This is a genomic window from Streptomyces sp. P9-A2 (assembly GCF_036634175.1).
Taxonomy (GTDB): Bacteria; Actinomycetota; Actinomycetes; order Streptomycetales; family Streptomycetaceae; genus Streptomyces; species Streptomyces pratens.
The window spans coordinates 3,565,945-3,591,688 of sequence record NZ_JAZIFX010000001.1; the positions used below are offsets into that span (position 1 = coordinate 3,565,945).

23 protein-coding genes and 1 pseudogene are annotated in these 25,744 nt (G+C 71.0%); 13 read left to right on the forward strand and 11 right to left on the reverse strand.

Annotated elements, in window-relative coordinates; translation table 11 throughout:
- Positions 1-13: 13 nt before the first annotated feature.
- Together V4Y04_RS16065 and V4Y04_RS16070 are read right to left on the reverse strand one after the other, a co-directional pair.
- Entirely contained in the window at positions 14-1,711 is a 1,698-nt protein-coding gene (locus V4Y04_RS16065; protein ID WP_332428690.1) for an acyclic terpene utilization AtuA family protein, read from the reverse strand.
- Positions 1,708-2,523 carry a TIGR03084 family metal-binding protein gene (locus V4Y04_RS16070; RefSeq protein WP_332428691.1) on the reverse strand — a complete coding sequence of 272 codons (816 nt, stop codon included), beginning with the start codon at positions 2,521-2,523 and terminating at the stop codon, positions 1,708-1,710. The genes V4Y04_RS16065 and V4Y04_RS16070 overlap by 4 nt, the downstream gene beginning before the upstream one ends.
- 244 nt (positions 2,524-2,767) lie before the next feature.
- Here V4Y04_RS16070 and V4Y04_RS16075 point away from each other — a divergent pair.
- Positions 2,768-3,174 (forward strand): annotated as a pseudogene (locus V4Y04_RS16075) (GNAT family N-acetyltransferase); the annotation flags it as partial.
- Between the two features lie 293 nt (positions 3,175-3,467).
- On the opposite strand, the gene V4Y04_RS16080 reads toward V4Y04_RS16075, so the two are convergent.
- Positions 3,468-4,433, reverse strand: coding sequence for an EamA family transporter (locus tag V4Y04_RS16080; RefSeq protein ID WP_332428692.1), 966 nt, complete (start codon positions 4,431-4,433; stop codon positions 3,468-3,470).
- A 256-nt stretch (positions 4,434-4,689) separates the two neighbouring features.
- The gene (locus V4Y04_RS16085; RefSeq protein WP_332428694.1) at positions 4,690-5,622 is read right to left on the reverse strand and encodes an STM4015 family protein; all 933 of its coding nucleotides are present in this window, start codon (positions 5,620-5,622) and stop codon (positions 4,690-4,692) included.
- A 259-nt stretch (positions 5,623-5,881) separates the two neighbouring features.
- On the opposite strand from V4Y04_RS16085, the gene V4Y04_RS16090 reads away from it, so the two are divergent.
- The 3 genes from V4Y04_RS16090 (at position 5,882) to V4Y04_RS16100 (ending at position 7,223) form a co-directional block, all read left to right on the forward strand.
- Positions 5,882-6,337 (forward strand): NUDIX hydrolase, encoded by a 456-nt coding sequence (locus tag V4Y04_RS16090; protein WP_332428696.1) that lies wholly within the window; start codon positions 5,882-5,884, stop codon positions 6,335-6,337.
- Between the two features lie 110 nt (positions 6,338-6,447).
- Positions 6,448-6,696, forward strand: a complete 249-nt coding sequence (locus V4Y04_RS16095; protein ID WP_332428698.1) for a helix-turn-helix transcriptional regulator — start codon at positions 6,448-6,450, stop codon at positions 6,694-6,696.
- The gene (locus V4Y04_RS16100) at positions 6,693-7,223 is read left to right on the forward strand and encodes a hypothetical protein (protein WP_332428699.1); all 531 of its coding nucleotides are present in this window, start codon (positions 6,693-6,695) and stop codon (positions 7,221-7,223) included. Before V4Y04_RS16095 ends, V4Y04_RS16100 begins: the two co-directional genes overlap by 4 nt.
- Before the next feature lie 324 nt (positions 7,224-7,547).
- On the opposite strand, the gene V4Y04_RS16105 is transcribed toward V4Y04_RS16100, so the two are convergent.
- Positions 7,548-10,511: an FAD-binding and (Fe-S)-binding domain-containing protein gene (locus tag V4Y04_RS16105; protein ID WP_332428700.1), complete on the reverse strand. Its 2,964-nt coding sequence runs from the start codon at positions 10,509-10,511 to the stop codon at positions 7,548-7,550.
- A gap of 361 nt (positions 10,512-10,872) precedes the next feature.
- On the opposite strand from V4Y04_RS16105, the gene V4Y04_RS16110 reads away from it, so the two are divergent.
- The 7 genes from V4Y04_RS16110 (at position 10,873) to serC (ending at position 18,344) form a co-directional block, all read left to right on the forward strand.
- Positions 10,873-13,248: an ATP-binding protein gene (locus V4Y04_RS16110; RefSeq protein ID WP_332428701.1), complete on the forward strand. Its 2,376-nt coding sequence runs from the start codon at positions 10,873-10,875 to the stop codon at positions 13,246-13,248.
- On the forward strand, positions 13,245-13,652 hold the full coding sequence (locus V4Y04_RS16115) for a roadblock/LC7 domain-containing protein (RefSeq protein WP_055596893.1): 408 nt from the start codon (positions 13,245-13,247) through the stop codon (positions 13,650-13,652). The genes V4Y04_RS16110 and V4Y04_RS16115 overlap by 4 nt, the downstream gene beginning before the upstream one ends.
- Positions 13,649-13,996 (forward strand): DUF742 domain-containing protein, encoded by a 348-nt coding sequence (locus V4Y04_RS16120; protein ID WP_332428703.1) that lies wholly within the window; start codon positions 13,649-13,651, stop codon positions 13,994-13,996. Before V4Y04_RS16115 ends, V4Y04_RS16120 begins: the two co-directional genes overlap by 4 nt.
- Positions 13,977-14,594, forward strand: a complete 618-nt coding sequence (locus V4Y04_RS16125) for a GTP-binding protein (RefSeq protein ID WP_332428704.1) — start codon at positions 13,977-13,979, stop codon at positions 14,592-14,594. Before V4Y04_RS16120 ends, V4Y04_RS16125 begins: the two co-directional genes overlap by 20 nt.
- A complete protein-coding gene (locus tag V4Y04_RS16130) occupies positions 14,591-15,826 on the forward strand; it encodes a cytochrome P450 (RefSeq protein WP_332428706.1) in 1,236 nt (411 codons plus the stop codon). The genes V4Y04_RS16125 and V4Y04_RS16130 overlap by 4 nt, the downstream gene beginning before the upstream one ends.
- Positions 15,823-17,076 (forward strand): cytochrome P450 family protein, encoded by a 1,254-nt coding sequence (locus V4Y04_RS16135; RefSeq protein ID WP_332428708.1) that lies wholly within the window; start codon positions 15,823-15,825, stop codon positions 17,074-17,076. The genes V4Y04_RS16130 and V4Y04_RS16135 overlap by 4 nt, the downstream gene beginning before the upstream one ends.
- Before the next feature lie 149 nt (positions 17,077-17,225).
- Positions 17,226-18,344 (forward strand): phosphoserine transaminase, encoded by a 1,119-nt coding sequence (serC, locus tag V4Y04_RS16140; RefSeq protein ID WP_332428709.1) that lies wholly within the window; start codon positions 17,226-17,228, stop codon positions 18,342-18,344.
- Positions 18,345-18,415: 71 nt separating this feature from the next.
- Here the strand turns inward: serC and V4Y04_RS16145 are convergent, their stop codons facing one another.
- Positions 18,416-18,598, reverse strand: coding sequence for a DUF397 domain-containing protein (locus V4Y04_RS16145; protein ID WP_332432867.1), 183 nt, complete (start codon positions 18,596-18,598; stop codon positions 18,416-18,418).
- An 11-nt stretch (positions 18,599-18,609) separates the two neighbouring features.
- Positions 18,610-19,464 (reverse strand): helix-turn-helix domain-containing protein, encoded by an 855-nt coding sequence (locus tag V4Y04_RS16150; RefSeq protein WP_332428710.1) that lies wholly within the window; start codon positions 19,462-19,464, stop codon positions 18,610-18,612.
- 138 nt (positions 19,465-19,602) lie between these two features.
- On the opposite strand from V4Y04_RS16150, the gene V4Y04_RS16155 reads away from it, so the two are divergent.
- Positions 19,603-20,025: an ATP-binding protein gene (locus tag V4Y04_RS16155; RefSeq protein WP_332428711.1), complete on the forward strand. Its 423-nt coding sequence runs from the start codon at positions 19,603-19,605 to the stop codon at positions 20,023-20,025.
- 272 nt (positions 20,026-20,297) lie between these two features.
- Here the strand turns inward: V4Y04_RS16155 and V4Y04_RS16160 are convergent, their stop codons facing one another.
- The 3 genes from V4Y04_RS16160 to V4Y04_RS16170 form a co-directional block, all read right to left on the reverse strand.
- Complete coding sequence (locus tag V4Y04_RS16160; protein ID WP_332428713.1) at positions 20,298-21,146, reverse strand: helix-turn-helix domain-containing protein; 849 nt, start codon at positions 21,144-21,146, stop codon at positions 20,298-20,300.
- Between the two features lie 18 nt (positions 21,147-21,164).
- Positions 21,165-22,274 carry a DUF6879 family protein gene (locus V4Y04_RS16165; protein WP_332428714.1) on the reverse strand — a complete coding sequence of 370 codons (1,110 nt, stop codon included), beginning with the start codon at positions 22,272-22,274 and terminating at the stop codon, positions 21,165-21,167.
- Positions 22,275-22,337: 63 nt separating this feature from the next.
- Positions 22,338-22,850, reverse strand: a complete 513-nt coding sequence (locus tag V4Y04_RS16170; RefSeq protein ID WP_332428715.1) for a PadR family transcriptional regulator — start codon at positions 22,848-22,850, stop codon at positions 22,338-22,340.
- A 58-nt stretch (positions 22,851-22,908) separates the two neighbouring features.
- On the opposite strand from V4Y04_RS16170, the gene V4Y04_RS16175 reads away from it, so the two are divergent.
- Positions 22,909-23,598: a cysteine hydrolase family protein gene (locus V4Y04_RS16175; protein ID WP_332428717.1), complete on the forward strand. Its 690-nt coding sequence runs from the start codon at positions 22,909-22,911 to the stop codon at positions 23,596-23,598.
- Between the two features lie 498 nt (positions 23,599-24,096).
- Here the strand turns inward: V4Y04_RS16175 and V4Y04_RS16180 are convergent, their stop codons facing one another.
- A complete protein-coding gene (locus tag V4Y04_RS16180) occupies positions 24,097-25,665 on the reverse strand; it encodes a cellulase family glycosylhydrolase (protein ID WP_332428718.1) in 1,569 nt (522 codons plus the stop codon).
- Positions 25,666-25,744 lie beyond the last annotated feature (79 nt).

The window sequence follows — 25,744 nt, forward strand, 5'->3', positions numbered from 1 at the left end:
GATGCGAGGACGGTCACAGGAGGGCCTCCGGGATGTCCAGGTGGCGGGAGCGCAGCCATTCGCCGAGCGCCTTGGCCTGCGGGTCGAAACGGGCCTGCGCGGCGACGCCCTCGCCGAGGAGGGACTCGACGACGAAGTTCAGGGCGCGCAGGCGGGGCAGTACGTGCCGGGTGACGGGCAGTGCGGCGGCCTCGGGGATCAGCTCCCGGAACCGTTCGACGGTCAGCTCGTGCGCGAGCCATCGCCAGGCGTCGTCGTCCCGCGCCCACACCCCGACGTTGGCGTTCCCGCCCTTGTCCCCGCTGCGGGCACCGGCGATCAGTCCGAGGGGGGCGCGTCGGGCCGGGCCGGGTTCCAGGGGCTCCGGCACCTCCGGCGGCTCCGGCTCCGGCACGTCCGCGAGGGCGGCGGTGTCGTGAGGCGGGCCCACAGGGATGCGACGGCCGTCGTGGAGGACGGCCACATGGTCGACGGAGCCATGGGGGACGTACACATCCTCGAACACCCCATAGGGGGCGCCCTTCCCCGGTGGCGCCATCACATGGAATCCGGGGTAACTGGCCAGCGCCAGCTCGATGGCGGCCCCGCTCAACGACCGCCCGACCGCCTCCTGCCCCGGGTCGCGTACGACGAGCCGCAGCAGCGCGCTCGCGGTCTCCTCCGTGTCCGCGTCGGGCCGGTCGGTACGCACGAGGTCCCAGCGCGTCTCGGCGGGCGGCGACGTGGCGAGCGCGCCGGTCATCTGCTCCTTCACGAGGTCCGCCTTGGCCTCGACGTCGAGGCCGGTGAGGACGAACACGACCTCGTTGCGGAATCCGCCGAGCCGGTTGAGCCCGACCTTGAGCGTGGGCGGCGGCGCCTCTCCGCGCACCCCGTCGATCCGTACCCGGTCGGGTCCGTCCTGGGTGAGCCGCACGGTGTCGAGCCGGGCGGTGACGTCCGGCCCGGCGTACCGGGCGCCGCCGGTCTCGTAGAGCAGTTGCGCGGTGACGGTGCCGGCGTCGACGAAGCCGCCGGTACCGGGGTGCTTGGTGATGACGCTGCTGCCGTCCTCGCGCAGTTCGGCGAGCGGGAAGCCGGGCCGCAGGAGGTCGCCGGGGGGCCGCTCGCCGAAGAAGGCGTAGTTGCCGCCGGTGGCCTGGGTTCCGCACTCCAGCACATGCCCGGCGACGACGGCCCCCGCAAGCCGGTCGTACTCCGTCTCCGCCCATCCGAAGTGCGCGGCGGCCGGCCCGGTGACCAGGGCGGCGTCGGTGACCCGCCCGGTCACGACGACGTCGGCGCCCTCGCGCAGGCAGGCCGCGATGCCGAAGCCGCCGAGGTAGGCGTGCGCGGCGAGGCTGCCGGGGTACCGCGCGGTGAGGTCGTCGCCCTCGACGTGCGCGACCCGCACCGGGACGCCGAGCCGCCCGGCCAGCTCCCGTACGGCACCGGCGAGCCCCGCCGGGTTGAGCCCGCCGGCGTTGGCGACGATCTTGACGCCCCGCTCGTGGGCGAGGCCGAGGCACTCCTCCAGTTGCCGCAGGAAGGTGCGGGCGTACCCGGCGGAGGGGTCCTTGAGCCGGTCGCGGGCGAGGATGAGCATGGTCAGCTCGGCGAGGTAGTCGCCGGTGAGGACGTCGAGCTCACCGCCGGTGAGCATCTCGCGCAGGGCGTCGAAGCGGTCCCCGTAGAACCCGGAGGCGTTCCCGATCCGCAGGGGCGCCGTCACGGGGTGTCCCCCTCGCCGTCCTCGCCCTCCCCCTTCGGCGGGCGTCCGCCTCCGGGTGGCCCGGCGAAGGCCTGGGCGATGTCGAGCCAGCGGTCGGCGTCGGGCCCGTCGGCGGTGAGGGCGAGGTCGGCGCGGTGGGCGCGCTGGGTGACCAGGAGGCAGAAGTCGAGTGCGGGCCCGCTGACGCGCTGCGGGGCGTCGACGGGGCCGTAGCTCCACAGTTCACCCCCCGGCGCGACGAGTTCGACGCGGAAGGGGTCGGCGGGCGGGGTGAGCCCGTGCGCCCCGTAGGCGAAGTCCCGGGTCCGCACCCCGAGCCAGGCCACATGCCTCAGCCGGTCGGTGGGTGGCCGCAACACACCGATCGCGTCCGCGATGTCGAGCCCGTGGGCCCAGGTCTCCATGAGCCGGGCCGTCGCCATGGAGGCCGCCGACATGGGCGGTCCGTACCAGGGAAAGCGCGTGCCGGGGGGCGCGGACCGCAACCCCTTCTCCAGCGCCGCCCGTCCCTCGCGCCACCGCGCGAGCAGTTCGGCGGGCGCGAGCCGCGCGTACTCCTCGGCGCCTTCGTCGACGAAGGTGTGCGGGGCGGCGAGCGCCTGCTCCACCAGCCCCTGGAACCCTTCCGCGTCCGTGACGGCGAGCAGCGCGGAACGGTCGGTCCAGGCGAGGTGGGCGACCTGATGGGCGACGCTCCACCCGGCGGCGGGCGTCGCGAGCCCCCACTCCTTCGGCCCGAGCCCGGCCACGAGCCGGTCGACCTCCTCGCTCTCCTCACGCAGATCGTCGATCACGGGCGTCGGATCGGACACGATGGCGCTCCCCTCGGGGCACGGGCACGGCGGTGTGCGGCGCGATGTGGTGTGGAGCATGGCAGGGGCACTCATAACAATCAAGCACGCTTGCATGATTTATCGCAGGAGGTACGGGCCGCCCGCCGCTCCGGCGCTCCGCCGCTCCGGGCCCGGAATCCGCCGCGGATCGTTGATTCCCACGGACGGGAGGCGCGCACTACTGGGACGATCTTCGCGTACCCGACGAACTGGGGGGCTTCTCATGCACGATCTCGCGGACTCGATCGAATCATGGAACAACTCGCCGCCGCATGGCGCGTCATGGTGCTCGACAGGAACCCGGATGCAAACGTCCGCGACCTCCCGGGCGTCGCCGTCCGCTGGGCCGACTGCCGGTTCCCCTTCTGGAACTGCGTCACGCTGACCGACGACGACACGGACTCCGGACTCGTGAAGCAGCGCCTGAACGAGGCGGCGGAGATCATGCGGTCGAAGAGGAGTCCGGGTTTCCTGTGGGTCTTCGAGGATCTCCTCGACGACGAGGCGCGCGCAGCGCTCGATCCGGCGGCCGAGCAAGCGGGCCTCGTGCACGCCTTCCCCGGTACCGGCATGGCGGGAGACCTGCTGCCGGTTCCCGAGCCGGCCCACCCCGACCTGACGTTCTCGCGGTGAAGCCGCCACCTCATGTGCCGGGCCACGCAAAAACATATGAGTCCCATCCCGAAAGCGGGATGGGACTCATGTCCGAGCGCCGGGCAGGCCTTGCACCTGCATCTCCCCGCAGGAAGCGGGGCGTCTTTCCTTGGACCACCGACGCACGACCGGCAACCGGAAACTCCGGCGACCAGCTCAAGATCAAGTCTACCGTAACCCTCCGGCCGGACACACCCGGCCCCTTCCACCCCGCACGCCGGCACTTCGCCCCCTCCGCGCCCCGGGGGCTCCTCTCCCGAAGAAGGGGCTCAGGCGGACCGCTCCGGGAGTGTCCTCGCCCGCCCCCGCCCCACCTGTGTCCGTACCGCCCCCATGCTCGCCGCGATGACCAGGGCGATGGCGGCGGCCTCGGTGAGGGTGAGGGCCTGGCTGAGGATGAGGAAGCCGGCCGCCGCGGCGATGGCCGGTTCCAGGCTCATCAGGATGGCGAAGGTGGAGGCGGGCAGTCGGCGCAGGGCGAGGAGTTCCAGGGTGTACGGGAGGACGGAGGAGAGCACCGCGACCGCCGCGCCCAGGGCGAGAGTCGTCGGCTCGACGAGCTTCGTACCGGACTCGGCGATGCCCAGCGGCAGGAACACCAGCGCCGCCACGCCCATGGCGAGGGCGAGCCCGTCGGCCTGCGGGAAGCGGCGGCCCGTCCGCGCGCTGAAGACGATGTAGGCCGCCCACATGACGCCGGCCCCCAGGGCGAAGACGACACCCAGGGGGTCGAGGCTGCCGAAGCTTCCGCCGCCGAGCAGGACGACACCGGCCAGGGCGAGTCCCGCCCACAGGAAGTTGACGGCCCGCCGGGAGGCCAGGACGGAGAGGGCGAGCGGGCCGAGGACCTCCAGGGTGACCGCCGTGCCGAGGGGGATGCGGGCGACGGACTGGTAGAAGAGGCCGTTCATCCCGGCCATCGCGAGCCCGAAGACGATCACCGTGGTCCAGTCGGCGCGCGAGTGTCCCCGCAGCCGGGGCCGGCACACCACCAGCAGCACGATCGCGGCCACCAGCAGGCGCAGCGTCACGACGCCGAGCGCACCGGCCCGTGGCATCAGCGTCACCGCGAGGGCGCCGCCGAACTGGACGGATATCCCGCCCGCCAGGACCAGTCCGACCGGCCCCAGGGATCCGCGCCCGCGCGGGGCGCCCACCGCCTCCGGCGCATGTCCCGGAGCCGCCCCGGGTACGGCGGCCGGGGCGGACGGGGTGGCAGCACTGGACGTCGTCACGGCGCCTTCCTCGGGCTGGGAGAAGGAAGCGGAGGCCCCCTCGGCAACGGTGCATCGCGGTGGACTTTCCGGTCCAGGGTATGACCTCGGTCAGCACCGTGATGCTTCTACGTACCTGACGATGAGTCCCCCGCCCCGCCCGGGTCAATTTCGTCCGTCATACGGACCGAGCACCTCCGGGAGATCCGTCGCTCTCCGGTCCCCCCGGTCGAAGGACGGGCCGGGGACGGGCCGGGGACGGGCCGGGAAGAGGAAGTCACTCGGAGACGGCGACGTAACGGGCGCCCTCGTCCTCCTCGACGTCCTTCTCCTGTTCGGACAGATCCACCCGCACGCCCGCCGGTTCGAGGGCTTCCCGGACCCGCAGCATCATGGCGTCGCTGAGGTAGTGGTGGTGCAGGTCGAGGAAGCGCAGGTGGCTGAGCGGCTGCCCGCTCAGCAGGGCCGCGGCACCCTCGTCGCCGAGCGCGCCCATCGACAGCCTCAGGGATGCGAGCCGGGCCACGACCGGGGCGTGGGCCACGGCGGCCGCGATCTCGTCCTGGAACTGGCTGTTCTGCAGCCCCAGGTGGCGCAGGGAGGGCAGCCGCTCACCGGTGAGCAGCGGCCGGAGGTCCTCCAGGGTGGTGTCGCAGCCGTAGTACTCGTCGCCCAGCCACAGCTCCAGGCACTCCAGGGACGGCAGGTCGGACGCGGCCACGTTGCGCGTGACCGAGGCGGGCAGCCCGCCGGTCTCGAAGCGCAGGGTGCGCAGTCCTTCATGGCGGACGACGGGGAACTCGAGACCGTTGCCGCCGCGCACACCGAGCTCCCGCAGCCGGGGGTATGCCTCCAGCACGGGAGCGACATCGGACTGTTCCATCCAGGAGATCTCGCTCTCCTCGAAGTGGACGTCACCGAGGAACAGCGCTTCCAGGCCGGTCAGCCGGGGGCTCGCCTCGACGAGCATGTCGATCGTCTCGGCCGGCCAGCCATCGGATCCGTACCACGCGGAGCCGATGACGAGCGCGCGCACCCGCTCCAGCGGCACGGTCTCGGTGAAGCGCTTCCAGTACTCGTCCGAATCCTCGTCCCCGCCGTACAGGCCGCTCCGCATGCGCCACGCCACGGAAGCGGGATCGGCCGGCAGGGTGCAACCGGAGGACTCCTGCGGGAAGGTCAGGACGGGAAGCCCGTGGAAATTGTTCAAGTGATCTGCGAACAAGGGTGTTGAGGCACATCAGCTGGGAAATCCACTGCGGGTCCTCGGGTGTCGGCGACTGGGGTGCGCACAGTTCTAGCAGCAGTCGGTGACACCGGCCGGAGAGGTCCGGTTCGAGAGGACATGGCAGGGGCGCCGGAGCTGTCGGAGGTGTCGGAGGTGTCGGCAGGCGAAGGGCGGGCACCGGGACGGGTACCGTCCCCACCAGGGAAGCCCTGTCCGCCCCGCTCCTACCTCCCGAGGCCCCGTGCGACGACTCATTGCCCGTCTCTGGCGACTCCTGCGCCCCGTCCAGAGCCGCCTCATGTGGTTCCTGAACGCCAAGTTCGTGGTCGGGGTGACCGGCGTCGTGCGCGACGACGAGGAGAGGGTGCTGCTGCTCCAGCACCGGATGTGGCCACCGGGCCGTCAGTGGGGCCTGCCGAGCGGCTTCGCGCACAAGGACGAGGACTTCCGGCAGACCGTGGTGCGCGAGGTCAAGGAGGAGACCGGCCTCGACGTGGAGGCGGGCCGCCTCGTGATGCTGAACAGCGGTTTCCGCACCCGCCGCCTGGAAGTGGCCTACGAGGCCCGGCTGCTGGGCGGCGAGCTGCGCCTGGACCCCTTCGAGATCCTGGAGGCCCGCTGGTGCCGCCCGGACGACCTCCCCGAGGACATCCAGCCGGTGTGCGGGCCGCTGATACGGGGCGAGACGGTCCCCTGAGGCACCGCCCCGGGGCTCCGGTAGCTCGGGCCCGCTACTTGCCGGGTTCGCCCCCTGCGGTTCGAGACCCCTCGTTGCATCACTCACCCGCCATGTAGTACTTCTTATACATGAGCGAGCAGGTGCACAACAGACTGGCCATGGTGCGTGCCGAGCGGAAGGTGTCACGGCAGGGCCTGGCCGAGGCGGTGGGAGCGCATTACCAGACCATCGGCTATATCGAGCGGGGGCAGTACAACCCGAGCCTCGACCTGGCGTTGAAGATCGCGCGGTTCTTCGAGCTTCCGGTGGAGGCCCTGTTCTCGCTCGAGCCGTTCCGGCCGCTCACGGATGAGATCTACGGGAGGAAGCCTTCATGACCACCACACCGCTGACGCGCTACGACCACGGCATGCTGCGGCTCATGAACGACCGCCACGGCCGCCCGCTGTACGCCACGGCCGCCCGCCGGCGCCTGGTCGTCGCCGCGCACCTGCTGCTGACTACGGCCATCGGCGGGCTCATGGCCTACCCCTACCTCGCGGAGGGGGAACCGGTCTGGTCCCTCGCCGTCATGGCGGTGCTGCTGCTGCCGTGGATGGTCGCGACCGGGGCGATCAACGCGGCCACCCGTGGTCTGCTCGAACTGCGTGAACGAGCGCTGGACGAACGCCAGTCCGCCGAACGCGCCCGGGTGCGGGCCCGCGCCCACCGGGTGATGACCCTCCTCCTCGCCGCCACCGCGGTCGTCCTGCTGATCGTGGGTGCGGCCGACGGCAGCGCTCCCACGGCGTACGCGGCACCGGTACTCATCGCGGTCCTCGTGGCGCACTGGCTGATGCCGTTGTGGGTGGCCGGCCTGATGGCCCAGGACGAGCCGGCCGAGGACGACAGCCTCACGGCCTGACAAGTGGGCCGCGCCCGGCCGGCAACGGATCGCTCGGAAGCGCCATGGAGAGGCCGACCTGCTCGGACGCTCAAGGGCTCAAGGGCTCAAGGGCTCAAGGGCTCAAGGGCTCAGGGACGCAAGGGCGCAAGGGCCGACGGGAGAAGCCTTGGCCACGGAAGCGTGAAACGGTGACGCAACCGGGCGACGTCCTGGCCGGGGATGCGCCGAACCGGCGGCGGCCCCGCCCGGGCGCCCTGCGGGTGGTGGAGAACCGGAAGCAACGGCTGCGGGGGCTCGTCCGAGCGCGTCGCGGACATGAGGACGGTGACTGCTCACGGTTTCTCAGTCCAGGGCCTCCGCCAGTACCTCCGCCAGGTGCCTGCCCCGCACTCCCGCCAGTTGTTCCAGCTGCGTCCGGCAGGAGAAGCCGTCGGCCAGGACGACCGCCCCGTCCGGCGCCTGCCTCACCGCCGGCAGGAGCTGGTCCTCCGCGCAGGCCGTGGACACCTCGTAATGGCCCTCCTCGAAGCCGAAGTTGCCCGCGAGTCCGCAGCAGCCGCCGCTCAGTTCGCCGGTGAGGCCCGCCGCCGTGCGCAGACGGTGATCGGCCGCGTCGCCGAGGACCGCGTGCTGGTGGCAGTGGGTCTGTCCGGTGACCGGGCGGTCCAGTGCGGGCGGGGCCCAGTGCGGCGCGTACTGCTCCAGGGTCTCCGCGAAGGTGCGAACCCTCGCGGCGAGTTGCGCCGCGCGGGGGTCGTCGTGCAGCAGTTCCGGCGCGTCCGTGCGCAGGGCCGCCGCGCAGCTCGGTTCGAGGACGACGACCGGGGCGTCGGTGGCCAGGACCGGTTCCATCAGGTCGAGGGTGCGGCGCAGCACCGCGCGGGCGTGGTCGAGCTGGCCCGTGGAGATGTAGGTGAGGCCGCAGCAGACCCGGCTCCGACGGGCCGTCAGCAGCCGTGCCGCCGAACGTGAGCGGCCGTCCCCCACCGGGCGCCCGTCCAGTCGCAGCGTCGGCGGCAGGACCACCCGCAGGCCCGCCGCCTCCAGAACCCGTACGGCGGCCTGTCCCACGGAGGGCGAGAGGTGTTCGGTGAAGGTGTCCGGCCACAGAACCACCAGGTCACCGACCCCGGCTCCGCCCCCGGAGCCGGGACCGGGGTCGGGACCGGGACCGGGGTCGGGACCGGGACCGGGGTCGGAGCCGGTCCCGTCGCCGCTTCCGGCACCGGCGGGCACGGCGGCGCTCCGCCCCCGCCACCACCGCGTGAACGTCTCCCCCGCCACCCGCGGGATCTCCCGCTCCTCCGCGATCCCGCCCAGCCGTTTCGCCACCCGGGCGAGCGGGCGCACCGAGGCCAGGCCGTTGACCAGCCCCGCCGACCTCGTCCGTGCCACCCAGCCCAGCCACACCGGCAGCCGGCCCATCGCGTAGTGGGCGGCGGGACGGCGGCGGCCGGCGTAGTGGTGGTGGAGGAACTCCGCCTTGTAGGTGGCCATGTCGACCCCGACCGGGCAGTCCGAGCGGCAGCCCTTGCAGGACAGGCACAGGTCCAGGGCGTCCCGTACCTCCGTGGAGCGCCAGCCGTCGGTCACCAGCTCGCCGGCGAGCATCTCGTGCAGCAGGCGGGCGCGGCCGCGCGTGGAGTGCTCCTCCTCGCCCGTCGCCCGGAAGGAGGGGCACATCACCGCCGGCCCCGGCACCGACGTCGTACGGCACTTGGCGACGCCCACGCAGCGGCGGACGGCCGCCGAGAAGTCGCCGCCGTCGGACGGGTAGCCGAAGACGACGTCCACCGGTTCGCGCGGCAGGACGGAGAAGCGGAGGTTCGCGTCCAGGGGCGCGGGGCGCACCAGCATCCCCGGGTTGAGCAGGTCGTCCGGGTCCCAGACGCCCTTCACGCGCTCGAAGAGGGCCACCATGTCCGGGCCGTACATGCGCGGCAGCAGTTCGGCGCGCGCCTGTCCGTCGCCGTGTTCGCCGGAGAGCGAGCCGCCGTGCGCGACGACCAGGTCGGCCAGTTCTTCGGAGAAGCGGCGGAAGCGGGCGATGCCCGGCCCGGTCAGCAGGTCGAAGTCGATCCGGACGTGGATGCAGCCGTCGCCGAAGTGCCCGTACGGGGCGCCGCGCAGTCCGTGTTCGGCCAGCAGGTTCCGGAAGTCCCGCAGGTACGCGCCGAGCCGGGCGGGCGGTACCGCGCAGTCCTCCCAGCCGGGCCAGGCCTCGGTCCCGTCCGGCATCCGGGTCGCCGTGCCGGACGCGTCCTCCCGGATCCGCCACAGCGTCCGCTGCCGGGCGGGGTCGGTGACCACCAGGGCGTCCAGGACGTCCGCCGCGCGGACGATCGTCTCCGCACGCGCGCGTGCCTCCCCCTCCGTGTCCCCGCCGGTCTCCACGAACAGCCAGGCCCCTCCGCGCGGGAGATCCGCCGCGGACGGCACCAGGTCGGCCGCCATGCCCTCCACGGTCAGCGGCCCGTGCTCCAGCAGTCCGGCCGCCGCCTCGGCGGCCCCGGCCTCGTCGGCGTACGCCAGCACGGCGAGCGCACACGCGCGGGGCGCCCGTACGAGGTCCACGACCGCCTCCGTCAGCACGCCCAGGGTGCCTTCCGAGCCGCAGAAGGAGCGGGCGACGTCGGCGCCCTTCTCGGGCAGCAGGGCGTCCAGGGCGTATCCGGAGATACGGCGGGGCAGTTCGGGGAAGCCGGTGCGCAGGCGGGCGAGTTCGCCCTCGGCCAGTTCCCGCAGTCCCGCCGGGGCCCCGGCCCACGCCTGTCCCAGCGGCAGCCGCTCACCGCGCGGGGTGAGCACCGACAGGTGCCGCACGCTGTCCGCCGTCGTGCCCCAGGCGACGGAGTGGGAGCCGCAGGAGTTGTTGCCGATCATGCCGCCGAGGGTGCAGCGGCCGTGGGTGGAGGGGTCGGGGCCGAAGCGCAGCCCGTGCGGGGCGGCGGCCTCCTGGAGCCGGTCGAGGACGAGACCGGGCTGCACGACGGCCGTGCGGGCCTCGGGATCGAGGGAGAGCAGGCGGTTCATGTGCCGGGTGAAGTCGAGCACCACACCGGTTCCGGTGGCCTGTCCCGCGATCGACGTGCCGCCGCCGCGCGGCACCACGGGGACGCCGTACGTCCGGCAGACCGACAGCGCCGCCGCCACGTCGTCGGCGTCCCGGGGAGCCACCACGCCGAGCGGTACCCGGCGGTAGTTGGAGGCGTCCATGGTCGTCAGCGCCCGCGCGGTGGTGCCGAAATCCACCTCGCCGCGCACGGCCGCCCGCAGCCCTGCCCGCAGTTCCCGCAGATCCGTCATGTTCTCAGGATGCCTCGGGGACCGGCGGGGCGCCGCCGGCCGTGCCCGCCCCGTGCCCGGCCGCGCCCGCCCCGTGCCCGGCCGCGTCCCCGCGCGGCACCCGTCCCCGCGCGGCACCCGTCCCCGCGCGGCACCCGTCCCCGCGCGGCACCCGCTTGGCTCCCTCCCGAAAACCGGAACCGGATTCTTCCCAAGCCGATCACAAACTCTCATATAGTGAGCGCGAGTTGAGCGCAGTTGTCGGACCTCGCTCCAAAAGCGACCCCGGAACCGGGTCCGGCGACCCCATCGAACCGCCCGAGCGCCGCATGGACGACGGCACCGGGCGGACCCGACCGAGGACCGACCGAGGACCTGATTGATGACCTCCCCCCTGCTCCCCGGCGAACGCCCCACCCCCCGCAGCCTGTTGCCCGTTCCCCTGATCACCCTGGTGCTCTCCGCGGTCGGGGTCGTCACCGCGGTGCTGCTGGGACCGGAACCCGCACGCGGCGCCGTCGGGACGACCGGGACGGTGGCGGCCCTGCTGCTGTGTGCGGCCGTCACCTGGGCCACCCACTCCGTCCTGTCCGCGCGGGCGCTCCGCAGGCGGCTGGAGACGGCCAACCTGGACGTCGACCGGCTGATCCAGGAACGCACCCGGCAGGCGGAGGAGGCCCGCCGCCAGCACGAGCGGCTGACCGGCGAACTCACCCGGGAACGGGCCCGCCTGTCGGCCGAGCTGGACCAGGAGCGGGCCCGCCTCGCCCAGTCCCTGGCGGCGGAACGCGATCGCCTCAACGAACAACACGCCATCACCACCGAACGGTTGGCGCAGGAACACACCGCCGAACGGGCCCGGCTCATCGACGACCACACCGCCGAACGGGCCCGGCTCACCGAGCAGCACGCCGCCGAGATCGCCCGCCTCACGGACGACCACACGGCCTCGCTCGCCCGGATCGCCGACGAGCACGCCTCCGCACTCTCCCGGATCGCCGACGAGCACGCCGGGGAACTGCGCCGACGCGACGAGGAACACGCCTCCCGCACCAGCACGTTGGACCAGGAGCACACCGCCGAGCGCGACCGGCTCGGCCAGGTGCGCGACCGGCTGAGCGAGGAACGGGACCGGCTGTCCCGGGACCGGGACCGGCACATCGACGAGAACGCCCGGCTGGCCGTCCGGCTGCGCGAGTCCAACAGCTCCCGCGCGGCGGCGCTTTCCGCGACCGCCAACGTCGCCGGCCGTATGCAGGCCCTGTCCACCGGCATGCTCGCGGACCTGCGCGCGATGGAGGAGAAGCATCACGACGAGGAGGTCCTCGCGGATCTCCTCCACCTCGACCACCGCACCGCGCAGGCGGGCAGGCTCGCCGACTCCGTCGCCATCCTCACCGGCGCCCGTTCGGGCCGTCGTTGGGCCAGGCCGATCGGCATGGAGTCGATCCTGCGCGGCGCCATGGGCCGGATCAGCGGCTACCAGCGCATCCGCGTCCACTCCGCGAGCGACATCGCCGTCGCCGGGCACGCCGCCGAGGGCGTGATGCACGCGGTCGCCGAACTCCTCGACAACGCGGCCAACTTCTCGCCGCCGACCGCCGAGGTGCACGTCTACGTCGAGGAGGTGCCGGCCGGGGTCATCGTGTCCGTCGAGGACAGCGGGCTCGTCATGGGTGAGGCCCAGCTGCGGCGCGCCGAGCGGGCGGTCTCCGGTGAGGCCACCGAGCTCGGCGGCCTCACCGGTACCCGGCTCGGACTCGCCGTGGTGGGCCGGCTGGCCCGGCGGTACGGCCTCACGGTCTCCTACCGGCCCTCGGCCCGCGGCGGCACGGGCGTCCTCATACTCGTCCCGCAGGACATCCTCGTACCGCCGGACGCTTCCAGGACGCCGTCCGCCGTCGCCGCCGCCCCGTCCTCCCGCTCCTCGTCCGTCCCGGCCGCACCGGCGGCTCCCACCACGACACCGGCGCGGTCCGCGCCGTCCGCGCCGTCCGCTTCGGCCGGACCGTCCGGAGAGACCGTGCCGGGCGGGAAGACAGCCGGAAAGACGACCGGGAAGACCCCGGCGACGGCGCCGGACGAACCGTCGGGATCGATGCTGCCCCGCCGTCGCGGCAACCGCCCGGCCGACAGCACAGCCGACAGCGCGGCCGAGAGCACTAGCGGCGGCACGGCCCCGGAGCCGAGCCGCGGCATCCCGTCCGGCGCGATCCCGGCACCACGGAACCCGGCCCCGCGCACCACCTCCGGCACGACGCCCACGGTGAGGACCACGGACCACTCGTACGCGGCGTCCCGCGCCGGAGCCGACGGCCTCGACCCCGACCCGGTGCCCGCGCACGATTCCGCCGGCCGGGGCACGGAAACGCCCCCGCTGAACCTCCCCCGCCGCCGTCGCGGCCGGACCCTGGCCGAGGCCGAGCGCACCCGCGACACCAGCCGTGCCGACGCCCCGCCCATGGCCCCGCCCACCGCCGAGGAGACGAAGGCCCGCGCGGCCCGCTTCAGCAGCTTCCGCCAGGCCGTACGCGCCACCGCCGCGGAACCGGCCCCGGACCTCGCGACAGACCCCGTGACAGACCCCGCGACAGACGCGACTGCAGACCCCACGACAGACAACACGGCCGCAGGCCCGACCGCAGACGCGGCCGCAGGCCCCGGAGATACCGCGGGCACCCCGAACGGGGACGCCGAAGCGATCACCTCCACCCCCACCCCCACTCCCGCAACACCGGAAGGCGACACCACCTCATGACCGGCACGACGACCGCCGACGAGAAGCTCACCTGGCTGATAGAGGGCCTGCTGGAGCGCACCCCGGGCGCGCGGCACGCGCTCGTGCTGTCCAGGGACGGCCTGAAACTGTGCCGCACCCCCGAACTCTCCGCCGACCAGGCCGACCAGCTCGCCGCGATCGCCGCGGGCATCCAGTCGCTGTCGCACGGCGCGTCCGTGGAGTTCGGCGACGGCAGCGGAGGCGTCCGCTCGGCGATGACCGAGTTCTACGGGGGCGTGCTGTTCATCGTGGAGGCCGGCCAGGGCGCGCACCTGGCCGTGGTCACCAGTGAGGACGCCGACGCCGGGCTCATCGGGCACAACATGAGCGAGCTCGTGGAGCAGCTCGGGGAGCACCTGACCGCTCCGCCGCGCTCCGCATGAGCAGGCCGGGCAGGGACGACTCCCCGGACCGCCTCTACACCCTCACCGGCGGGCGCAGCCGGTCCGGGCCCGACAACCCCTTCGACCTGGTCACGCTGGTCGTCGCCGAGTGCGATCCGGTGCCCGGCATGCAGTCCGAGCACGCCGCGATCCTGCGGCTGACCGAACGACCCACGGCGGTCGTGGAGATCGCGGCCGAGCTGAGACTGCCGGTGAGCATCACCCGCATCCTGCTCGCCGACCTCCAGGCGTCGGGCCGCGTCAGCGCCCGGCACCCGCGCAAGACCGCCGTACCCGACCCCGACATCCTGGAGCAGGTGCTCGTTGGACTCCGCAACCTCTGACACGCGTACACCACTGGGCGCGTCGGCCGACAACGGCCTCAAGATCGTGGTCGTGGGCGGCTTCGGCGCCGGCAAGACGACAATGGTCCGCTCGGTGAGCGAGATACGTCCCCTCAACACCGAGGAGACGATGACCCAGGCCGGCGAGGCCGTCGACGACCTCAGCGGGGTGCACGGCAAGACCTCGACGACCGTGGCCTTCGACTTCGGCCGCATCACCCTGGACAGCCACAACGTGCTGTACCTGTTCGGGGCGCCCGGCCAGGAACGCTTCTGGTTCCTGTGGGACCGGCTGTTCTCCGGCACCCTGGGCGCGGTCGTCCTGGTCGACACCCGGCGCATCGACGACTCCTGGTACGCCATCGACCGGCTGGAGAAGCACGGCACGCCGTTCATCGTGGCCTGCAACGACTTCGGCGGCCCCACCTTCGCGCCGGAACAGGTCCGTGAGGCCCTCGACCTCGATCCGCACGTCCCGCTGGTCACCTGTGACGCGCGTTCCCGGGAGTCCAGCAAGCTGGTGCTGATCACACTGGTGGAGCACATCCAGACCCTCTACGCCGACCCGGCCCGAGCCCCCCGTCAGGAGCTGGTGTGAGCCCCGCTTCCGCTCCCCACCCCGTCCACTTCAGCGGGCCCCTGCTCCAGGACGACCCGGCAGGGGTGTACCGGGAGCTGCGGCGCGACCACGGCAGCGTGGTCCCGGTGATCCTGGACGGCGACGTACCGGCCTGGCTGGTGCTCGGCTACCGCGAGCTGCACCAGGTCACCGGAGACCCGGTGCTGTTCAGCCGCGATTCCGACCTGTGGAACCAGTGGGAGAACATCCCCGACGACTGGCCGCTGCTGCCGATGATCGGCCGTAAACAGCCGTCGATCCTCTACACCGTCGGCGAGCGGCACCGCGAGCGGGCCGGGATGCTGGTCAACGCGCTGGAAGCGGTGGACCCGTTCGAACTGCGCGGCTACGCCGAGAAGTTCGCCGACGAGCTGATCGACGGCATCTCCCCCCAGGGCGCGGCCGACATCGTCAACGAGTTCGCCACGCTGCTGCCCGTACGCGTACTGGCCCGGCTCTACGGCTTCTCCGACGAGCAGGGGCCGGCGCTCGTCACCGCCCTCAACGACATGATCGACGGGCGGGAGCGGGCGCTGGCCGGCCAGAACCACCTGTTCACGTCGATGACCGAACTGGTCACCGCGCGCAGGAAGGAGCCCGCCGACGACGTGGCGTCGCGGATGCTCGCCGACACCTCCGGGTTCACCGACGAGGAGATCGTCCAGGACCTGATGGTGATGATGGCGGCCGGACACCAGCCGACCGCCGACTGGATCGGCAACTCCCTGCACCTGATGCTGACGGACCAGCGGTTCGCCGCCTCCCTGTTCGGCGGCCGCAACAGCGTCGCCGAGGCGATGAACGAGGTGCTGTGGGAGGACACTCCCACCCAGAACGTGGCCGGCCGCTGGGCCTCCCGCGACACCCAGCTGGGCGGGCGCCGCGTCCGCGCCGGCGACATGCTGCTCCTCGGCCTCCAGGGCGCCAACTCCGATCCGCAGGTACGGACCGACAGCTCGGCCCTGACCGGCGGCAACAGCGCGCACTTCTCCTTCGGCCACGGGGAGCACCGCTGCCCGTTCCCGGCCCAGGAGATCGCCGAGGTGATCGCACGGACCGGCATCGAGGTCGTCCTGGACCGCCTGCCGGACATCGACCTGGCGGTGCCGGCCCCGTCCCTGTCCCGCCGCCCGTCACCGTGGCTGCGCGGCATGTCCGCACTCCCGGTCACCTTCACACCCACTCCCGCCCTTGGAGGCTCCCTCACATGACGGCTGGTACGGACACACAGACGCCCGCGCCCGGCACCGAGGGCAATCCCATCCCCCTGGACCCGTTCGTCTCCGACCTGGACGCGGAGAGCGCGGCACTGCGCGCCGCGGGACCGCTCGCACGCGTGGTCCTGCCGGGCGACGTGCCGGTGTGGGCGGTCACGCACCACGCCGAGGCCAAGAAGCTGCTCACCGACCCGCGTCTGGTGAAGGACATCAACGTCTGGGGCGCCTGGCAGCGCGGCGAGATCGCCCCCGACTGGCCGCTGATCGGGCTGGCCAACCCGCCCCGCTCCATGCTCACCGTGGACGGCGCCGACCACCGCCGGCTGCGCACCCTGGTCGCGCAGGCGCTCACCGTGCGCCGGGTGGAGCGGATGCGTGAGCGGATCACGGAGCTGACCGAGGGCCTGCTGGACCGGGTGGCCGAGGCGCAGGGCGAGACGGTCGACCTGAAGGCACTGTTCGCCTACCCCCTGCCGATGTACGTGATCGCCGACCTGATGGGGCTGGCGGAGGAACGGCTGCCGCGCCTGAAGGAACTATTCGAGAAGTTCTTCTCGACGCAGACCCCGCCCGAGGAGGTCATCGCGACGCTGACCGAGCTGGCCGGGATCATGGCCGAGACGGTCGCGCACAAGCGCGAGAACCCGGGCGACGACCTGACCTCCGCGCTCATCCAGGCGTCGGAGAACGGCGACCGTCTCACGGACGAGGAGATCGTCGCCACGCTCCAGCTGATGGTGGCGGCCGGCCACGAGACGACGATCTCCCTCATCGTCAACGCGGTGCTCGGCCTCTCCCTCCACCCCGAGCAGCGCGAGCTGGTGCTGTCCGGCGAGGTGGACTGGTCGGCGGTGGTCGAGGAGACGCTGCGGCACTCCACGCCCACCTCCCACGTACTGGTCCGGTTCGCCACCGAGGACGTACCGGTCGGCGACACCGTCCTGCCGGCCGGGGAGGCGCTGATCGTGTCGTACGCCGCGATCGGCCGGGACGAGCAGGCGCACGGCCCGAGCGCCGGCGACTTCGACATCACCCGCGAGAGTGCCAACCGGCACATCTCCTTCGGCCACGGCCCGCACGTGTGCCCCGGCGCGGCACTGTCCCGCCTGGAGGCGGGCGTGGCCCTGCCGGCCCTGTACGCGCGCTTCCCGAAGCTGGACCTGGCGGTCCCGGCGGACGAGCTGCGCAACAAGCCGGTGGTCACGCAGAACGACCTGTACGAGCTGCCGGTGACCCTGGGCTGACGTACGAAGACCGGCCCGAACGGCCGGGCGGAAGGGCCTTCCCCCTCCGCCCGGCCGTTCGACCGCTCCCGCGGCCCGCGCCTCGTCCGCGTCTCAGCCGACGGACGATGTTTCACCAGGGTTTCCCCGAGCCGCTAGGCTCCGGGGTTGTGGCTGAGATCCGGATTCCTGCTGACATCAAGCCCGCCGACGGTCGTTTCGGCGCGGGCCCCTCCAAGGTGCGGACGGAAGCGCTGGACGCGCTGGCCGCGACCGGCACCTCCCTGCTGGGCACCTCCCACCGCCAGGCCCCGGTGAAGAACCTGGTCGGCGAAGTGCGCGAGGGCATCCGTGAGCTGTTCCGGCTCCCCGAGGGCTACGAGGTCGTCCTCGGCAACGGCGGCTCCACCGCCTTCTGGGACATCGCGACCCACGGCCTGATCGAGAACAAGTCGCAGCACCTCACCTTCGGCGAGTTCAGCTCCAAGTTCGCCAAGGCCGCCAAGCTCGCCCCGTGGCTCGCCGACCCGACCGTGATCGCGGCCGACCCGGGCACGCACCCCGAGGCGACCGCCGAGGCCGGTGTGGACGTCTACGCCTTCACGCACAACGAGACCTCCACCGGCGTCGCCATGCCGATCAAGCGGGTGCCCGGCGCCGACGAGGGCTCCCTCGTCCTGGTGGACGCGACGAGCGGCGCGGGCGGCCTGCCCGTCGACATCGCCGAGACGGACGTCTACTACTTCGCCCCGCAGAAGTCCTTCGCCTCCGACGGCGGCCTGTGGATCGGCGTGTTCTCCCCGGCCGCGATCGAGCGCGCCGAGCGCGTCCACGCCTCCGGCCGGCACGTCCCGGAGTTCTTCTCGCTCCCCACGGCGATCGACAACTCCCGCAAGAACCAGACGTACAACACCCCGGCGCTGGCCACCGTGTTCCTGCTGAACGAGCAGCTGAAGTGGCTCAACGGCCAGGGCGGCCTCGACTTCGCGACCGGCCGCACCAAGGACTCCTCGACCCGCCTGTACGGCTGGGCCGAGGAGTCGAAGTTCGCGACCCCGTTCGTCACCGACCCGGCGAAGCGCTCCCAGGTCATCGGCACCATCGACTTCACCGACGAGATCGACGCCGCCGCGATCGCCAAGGTGCTGCGCGCCAACGGCATCGTCGACACCGAGCCCTACCGCAAGCTCGGCCGCAACCAGCTCCGCGTCGCGATGTTCCCGGCCATCGACCCGGCGGACGTCGAGGCACTGACGAAGTGCGTCGACTACGTCATCGAGAAGCTGTAGTCGCTCCCCCGTACGACAACGAAAGGGCGCCCGGCGGTGATCCGCCGGGCGCCCTTTCGTGCGTGCGGTGCTTACGCGAACTGCCGCAGAAACGCGGCCCAGCTCTCACGGGAGACGGTGAGAAGGGGTCCGCCTTCACGCCGCTTGCTGTCTCGGACGGCTCGGCCGTGGTCGGCCGTGTCGGCGATCTCCACGCATTCGCCCTGTTGACTGGAGTACGACGACTTCCGGAAGAGGCCCACTATTTCGGTCACCATCGGCTCTCCTAGATGCTCTGCAGTACGTCTCGGATGAGCTTCGCGCTCGCGTCCGGTGCCAGTGCCGTCGATCGTAGGAGTCCGTACGAACCCGCGTAAACAGCCAGGTCGTCCGGAGACTCGATAACAGACGTACTCATCAGATCGTCCATGGTCACCGCCTCGATCGCCGACTCCGAATCGAAGCTGAACGCGGAGAAGGCCGAGGCGGCGGCCGCCAGTGTTCCAGCACTGAACGGCAGAACCTGCACGGTGATGTTCTCGCGTTCCCCGGCTTCAAGGAGCGCCGACAACTGTTCTCGGTGAACGTCCGCACCCACCAGGGGGTACATGACGACCGCTTCCCAGATGACAGCGGTGTACCGGGCCCCGCCCTCCGCGATCTTCTCCTGCCGCCGCCTCCGCACCTCCACCAACCGGGCGGCCTGCTCAGGGTCAAGCCGGGTAGGACCGCCCGCGATGACCGCCTCCGCGTAGGCCGGGGTCTGCAACAGTCCCGGAACCAGCGCCGGTTGCCATTGCCGGATGTGAATCGCGTCGTCCTCCAGCGCGATGTGGTCGATGTAGTCCGAGCGGAGGTGCGCGGCGTGCTCCAGCCACCAGCCCCGGTTCTTGGAGTGCTTGGCCAAGTCCTCCAGTTTGGCGCGCACTTCCGCTTCCATGACGCCGTACGCGTCCAGCAGGAGCCGCACCTCGATGACGCGGGGCGTGGCATGCCCGCTCTCCATACGGCTGATCCTGGCCTGACTCGACGCAATGATCTCGGCGGCCTGCGGCTGATCCAGCTTCGCGGCCTGCCGGTACTGCCTGAGTGCCGTCCCCAGTCGCCTGCTGCGCACCGTCGGCCGTCCACCTGTGGGCATGGGCCCTCCCCTCTCCGGCGGAAACCATGTCACATCACGACTCAACTCCATGTTGACATCACACGATTGAATGATACTTACGAATACATTCCTCGATTTTCATTGCAAAGATCCCGAATCCACCTCTAGCTTCACCTCATGCCCTCAACCGAAACCTTCCGCATCCCCAAGCACAGGCGACACGTGTCAGTGGCTCGGCGGCGTTTACGCGAAGCCCTCGCGGACTGGGCCGTCGCCGAGGAACTCACGGAGACCGTCGTCCTGCTGGCGAGCGAGCTGGTCACGAACGCCGTGCTCCACTGCCGTGTCTCCTGCGCGCAGGTCCGGGTCACCCTCACCCTGGACGGAGCCGAACTGGTCCTCGGGGTCACCGACCCCGACCGGGACCGGCTCCCCCGGCCGCACCGCCCGGCCCTCGGCGAGGAAGGCGGACGCGGACTGGCCCTCGTTACGGCATTGGCCGACACGTGGGGATGCCGGCAGGGGCCGTACACGAAGTGCGTGTGGGCCCGCTTCACGCTCACGGAGACGGCGAGGGCCCATGCTCCGGCGACTTCTTGACGCGCTCGCCCGTCGATGCTCCCGGAGCGCGCCGCTGAAAAAGGTGAACGACCGAGACCCTGTACGGGAGGTCCGAACACCGGACCCCTACGTGTGGCGGCTGCCGAACCCGCACGACGTCCGCTGGGGACGCTGGGGACGCTGGGTCAAACGCTGCCGTGCGGCGGGCCGCTACCTGCCGTTTCCGGCGGAGGAGGCATGCTGGGCAACTCCGGCCCAGCGGCCGGCACCCACGTGGCACACCGACGACGACGTGGTGCGGCCGTACGTCCTCAGACCTTGATGCCCCGGCGCACGCGGGCGATCACTTGCTGGGCCTCGGTACCGAAGACGGCCGACTCGGCGAGGGTGTCCCAGACCCGTCGATAGAGAGTGATCGTTTCAGCATCGTCGAGCCATAGTTCGGCGTGCCAGTCCTCGATGACGACCAGGCGATCGTCCAGCATGCAGAAGGAGTTCGCAGGTGGGAGGCGTAGCGCACTGTTCAAGGGCACGATCCCGAGATGGACCGTGTCCATCCCCACCAGGCCGAGCAGCCGGTCCAGCTGTGCCACCAAGACGTCCGGCGGACACATCTGAGCCCACAGGGCTCCCTCCCACATGAGCAGCTTCAGCTGCTTACCTGGGCGGTAGAGCCACTCCTGCCGCTTCATGCGAGCTCGCACCGCTTCCTCGGTGTCTCGCGGGGAGCACCGGAGGTCCGTGTAGCGCTCGAAGACGTGGCGCGCGTAGTCGGCGGTCTGGACCATGCCGCTGACGGTGCTGCTCTCCCACATGAGCAGGGTCCGGGATTCCCCCACGAGGGTGTTCCACGTCTCCTGGACAGGGCTGTGGCCTGCCGCAAGCTGGCGCCGCCAGGAGCGGATATGACTTTCGAAGCCCTTCAGCCGCGCGCGCAGTTCCGAAAAGGCAGCGGGCTGCCCCACGGCCTCGGCCCACGCCCGCAGATCGTCATCCGTCGGCGTCTGCCTGCCGTTCTCCAGTTTACTGACCTTCGACTGCGACCACCCCAGCCGCTGGGCCAGTTCCGTACCGGTGAGCCGGCCGTCAGGGCACTCGGCGCGCAACTCCCTGAGCTTTCGACCCAGTTCCTCGCGCGCCCTTTGATAGTCCGTGCTCACCGGTACCTGCTCAAACTCCTACGCGTGGCTGCGCGTCTCGGCCATGAACTGCTTCCACGGTACGGCGTGGTGCCAAGCAGCATCCCGGATCATGCAGCAGCGCACCACCTCAGCGGGCTCCGTGATCAGATCCACATGGGTGAGCTCGTCGTCCTCATCGAATCGCAGGAGCGCGATCAGACGGCTGTCGAACAACCAGAAGTCCTCGGCGGGAAGCCGGAGTCGATCGGCATCGGCTCGCCACATATTGCGGATGTCCTCGCCGAAGCCGATGTTCCCTTTAGCGCTGCTGAGGAGGTAACGCTGGCCGAGAGTGGCGGGATGATCCACAATGCGCACCCGTTCCATGCGCTTGCCCTGCGCGGTCTGCGCACGGATCGTGTCACGGAACCACCTGACCTCTGTGGCGTCCGCCCAGTCCTCGCCGACCTCCCCAGTGTCGACAAAGCGCTTCCAGCGGTCGTTCGTCTCGTCGCTCGCGTACCGCCGTCGGGTCTCCAACCGCCAGGCGGTGTGCTCGAATTTGCCGAACAGGCCGCCGAACTCGTCCAGGCAGAAGACCACCTTCGGCTCGCCATGCTCGGGTATGACCTCGCCGTCGGCGATCGCGTAGAGGTGCTCGACGCGGGCCTTCTTGGCCGCGTAGTCGGGGTCGCGGGAGGTCTTCCAGGTCTTTATGCGTTGAAACGAGACGCCCTCCTCGCGGAGCAGGACCCGCAGGCCCTCGTGGCTGATGTCGTCGACCACCCCCTCGGCAACCAGGAAGTCGGCCAGCTTGGCCAGGCTCCAGGTCGAAAACGGCAGGCCGTGCTCGGCCGGCTTGGACTTGGCGATCTTCTTGATCTCCCGGCGCTCCGCAAACGTGAAAGTCCTGGGCCGACCTCCCTTGTACTTCGGGTAGAGCGAGTCGAACCCGTCCGCGTTGAAGTTGTGGATCACATCCCGGACCCGGTCGTCGCTGGTGAACGTCACCTCGGCGATCTTTGCCACGGACACGCCCTGCGCGGACAGCAGCACCATCTGTGCCCGCCGCCAGGTCACCACCGAGCCGTTGCCCCTGCGGATGATCCGCAGCAGGCGCTGCCCCTCATCACTGTCGATCTCGCGTACCCGTACTGGCTCTGCCACCCGCACAGTCTCTCGGGAAGAGGAGGCGCGGGTTCAGAACGGGCGAGGTGCCTGACGTGGGTGTCAGGTCAACATCTCCCGAAGCCAGGACCTTTCGGCGCAGCTGGTGGCTCGGGCGATGGTCAGCATGCCGCGCCGGTAGGGGTCGTCGGTGTCGTCAGCGCCCAGTAGGCGGTCGCCGTCGTGGAAGAAGCTCGCGGGCTGTTCCAGGAATTCCAGCCGTCGACGCAGTACAGCGTGCTGATCAGCGGTGTCGGGCAGGTGGGAAAGGAAGGCCAGGACTGTGAAGTACCTGGTGCTGTCGCTGATGTCCAGGCCATGGGCATCCCGCAGTCGGCGCAGCAACTCGCGGCGCCCGGCATCGGTCAGGCTCAGAGTGTGCCGCTGAGCCGCCGAGGCGCCCGGTTCAGTCCGCCGGTCGAGTAGCCCGGCGCTGACCAGCCTGCTGATCGCCGGGTAGAGGCTGCCGTCGCTGACCGGTCGGGCATGGCCGGACAAGTGCGCTATCCGATGCCGCAGTTGATAGCCGTGCAGAGGCCCCTCGGCCAGGAATCCCAGAATCGCGAGTTCGAGCATGCTGCTACTCTCACACATCGAAACGAGATACCTCGAACCGATATAGGAGGCGGGGGGGATGGCATACACCAAGGAATGGGTCACCGAGCGGGCACGCAACGCCTACGAGCGCGGCCGGGCATCGTTCGACGTACGACCCGAACGAACAACGCTGCTGGTCATCGACATGCAAGACGAATTCGTCCGGCCCGGCTGGAGTCCCTACTGGGTGCCCGCGGCCACCCGGATGGCGCCCCGACTGCGCCGACTGGTCGAAGAATGCCGGGCCGCCTCCGTCCCGGTGATCTGGACCATCTTCGACGACACTCACCTCGGACTGGACCGACCGCACGCCTTGCGGTTCCTCCCGCATGCCGACACCGACTGGCGCCGGCCGGGCCCTGCCGAGGTGTGGGCCTCGATGGGCCGCCACCCCGACGAGGCCGTGATCCGCAAGCCCTCTTACGGGGCGTTTTACGACACCCCGCTCGATACGATGCTGCGCAACCTCGGCCGCGACACCGTCATCGTCACGGGAACACTCACCAACTACTGCTGTGGCACCACGGCCCGGCAGGCATACGAACGCGGCTACAAGGTCGTCTTCGGATCCGACGTCACGGCCACCGACGACGAGTCACGACAAGAGCCCGAACTCGCTGTCCTACGCAAAGGTTTTGCCCTCGTGCTGACCGCAGAACAGATCACCAACCGACTGACCGGGGCCACCCCAGCATCAGAGGACGAGGAGCGGGCGAACGTTACCTGATGCGGCACTAGAAACGCAGAAACCCCCGGCATGCCGGGGGCCTACGAGAGCAAGATCCTTTGAGTGCTCCCAGAGAACACATAGGACCTTGCCCATCGACTATCGCACCATCCAAGCCGGACAGCAAGCCATCCAGCCACCGCGCGGGCACTTGACCGAAAGTTCCCCATTCAAGAGAGCCACTTTCCCAGTGGAGCCGGAAAGCCGCAGGTCGCAGCAGTAGCTGCTCATACAGGCAGCGGGTCAGCCACGAGCGAACCACGCCTCCTTTGGCGGCGACCCAGGGCGTTCGAAAAAGCGCGCTCACAGCCTGACGGACCCGCCGAGGGAATGTCCACGAACTCCGAGTAACTGTGGGAGAGCGACCAAGCGTATTCTCCGGTTTGCGTGAATCCACCCACCTGGAACTCCCATGCCCCCTGGGACAAGTCGTGTGGCCGGCACAGGGGTCCGGCACTGTGCCGGACCCCTGTGCCGGCCCTCCTCCTCAGGCGCCGCTCACGTCGCCGTGCAGCTCACGCTCGGCACGCTTCCGCCACCCGGCGTGCCCCCGAAGCCGAAGCTCGTCGAACCGCCCGCCGCGAGCGCCCCGTTGTGACCGGCATTGAGGGCGGTGACCGTCGCCCCGGACTGGGTGTGGGAGGCGTTCCACATACTGGTGACGCGCTGGGTCCCGCTCCAGGTCCATGTCACCTTCCAGGACGTCAGCGGCACGGTCCCGGTGTTGGTGACCTTCACGTCGGCGTTGAAGCCGCCGCCCCAGTCGCTGCTGACGGTGTAGGCGGCGGCGCACTCGGCGGTGTCGCCGGGGTCACCCGGATCTCCGGGGTCGCCCGGATCACCAGGGTCACCGGGGTCGCCCGCCGCGAACCCCGGGGCCTTGATGTCCGCGAGGTAGCCGTCCTTCACCGTGTCCACGGTCGTCCAGTCGTCCTTCAGGATGCCGCCGGTGTCACCGGAGTTGGGGTTCCAGGACCAGAAGGTCCAGTGGAAGCTGTCTCCCCCGTACTGCGCCGTGGACCGCAGATACGAGACCAGTACGGACAGCCACCGCTGGTCCACGCCCGACTGGAGCGTCGTGCCGAACTCGCCGAGCCAGACCGGGGCGATGTTCTGCTTGAAGACGTAGCCCCAGTACTTGTCCCAGATCCCGGGCATATTGGCGGGGAAGGACGGATCGCTGAACCAGGGCTGTTGGCCCACGCTGGTGGCGTAGTCGTGCGCGGAGTAGACGAGCCGGCCGGGTACGTCCAGGCGGACCGGGTGGTCGGCGACGCCCATCAGGTTGCCGCCCCACCAGCCGTTGACCCCGTTGTACGACTGCACGCCCTCGACGAAGATCAGCAGCTCGGGGTTGACGGACAGCACCGCGTTGCCGGCCCGTTCGGCGGCCAGCCGCCAGTCCCGTGCCGTGTCGCCGCAGCCCCAGCAGGCGGGGTCGCGGGGCTCGTTGTGCGGGTCGATGCCGATGACGGTCGAGTCGCCCTTGTAACGGGCCGCGAGGGCCTTGAGATTGGTGATCCAGGTCGATTCGGGCACCGCGTCGGTGTACCAGAGCGCGGACTGGGCTGCCGCGTCGGGACGGTGTCGGTCGAGCACGATCTTCAGGCCCGCCTGCCCCGCGTGCGCCACGATCCGGTCCAGCACCTGGAGCGAGGTCAGGCCCCGCAGGTCGGTGTTGATGCCGTCGTGGTTGATGCTGTCGGGCAGGGCGCCCGGCTTGAGGATGTCGTCGCTGTAGGGGACGCGGACGGTGTTGTAGCCGAGGGACTTGATCTGGTCGAGCATGGCCTTGTAGTCGCGGGCCCACAGGCCGTGGGCCACCCGGACGTCGGTCTCGAAGCCGAACCAGTTGATGCCGGCGATGCGTACGGGCTGCCCGGAGGCGTCCAGGATGCGTCGGCCCTCGGTGTGCCAGTACCCTTCGCCCGCCATGACGGAACGTGCCGTACCGTCGCGTGCCGCGCCGTCGCCCGGCTCCGCCGCACCGGCCGGCTGAACGCCCGCCAGCGGTAGCAGGAACGCCGCCACGGCCACGCACAGCGCTCTTCGCAAACTGCGGAACATGTCGCTGCTTCCTCTCGGAGGGCGGGCCCGGAACGAGTGGGAGCGCTCCCACTACCCCGCGTCCTCCATGCAAGCCATG

Excerpts from the sequence above, each read along its gene's own strand:
- V4Y04_RS16095 (WP_332428698.1), top strand. The coding sequence starts at position 6,448 with ATGAGCGAGCAGGTGCACAACAGACTGGCCATGGTGCGTGCCGAGCGG.
- V4Y04_RS16100 (WP_332428699.1), top strand. The coding sequence starts at position 6,693 with ATGACCACCACACCGCTGACGCGCTACGACCACGGCATGCTGCGGCTC.
- V4Y04_RS16105 (WP_332428700.1), bottom strand. The coding sequence starts at position 10,511 with ATGACGGATCTGCGGGAACTGCGGGCAGGGCTGCGGGCGGCCGTGCGC.
- V4Y04_RS16110 (WP_332428701.1), top strand. The coding sequence starts at position 10,873 with ATGACCTCCCCCCTGCTCCCCGGCGAACGCCCCACCCCCCGCAGCCTG.
- V4Y04_RS16115 (WP_055596893.1), top strand. The coding sequence starts at position 13,245 with ATGACCGGCACGACGACCGCCGACGAGAAGCTCACCTGGCTGATAGAG.
- V4Y04_RS16120 (WP_332428703.1), top strand. The coding sequence starts at position 13,649 with ATGAGCAGGCCGGGCAGGGACGACTCCCCGGACCGCCTCTACACCCTC.
- V4Y04_RS16135 (WP_332428708.1), top strand. The coding sequence starts at position 15,823 with ATGACGGCTGGTACGGACACACAGACGCCCGCGCCCGGCACCGAGGGC.
- V4Y04_RS16150 (WP_332428710.1), bottom strand. The coding sequence starts at position 19,464 with ATGCCCACAGGTGGACGGCCGACGGTGCGCAGCAGGCGACTGGGGACG.
- V4Y04_RS16155 (WP_332428711.1), top strand. The coding sequence starts at position 19,603 with ATGCCCTCAACCGAAACCTTCCGCATCCCCAAGCACAGGCGACACGTG.
- V4Y04_RS16170 (WP_332428715.1), bottom strand. The coding sequence starts at position 22,850 with ATGCTCGAACTCGCGATTCTGGGATTCCTGGCCGAGGGGCCTCTGCAC.
- V4Y04_RS16175 (WP_332428717.1), top strand. The coding sequence starts at position 22,909 with ATGGCATACACCAAGGAATGGGTCACCGAGCGGGCACGCAACGCCTAC.
- V4Y04_RS16180 (WP_332428718.1), bottom strand. The coding sequence starts at position 25,665 with ATGTTCCGCAGTTTGCGAAGAGCGCTGTGCGTGGCCGTGGCGGCGTTC.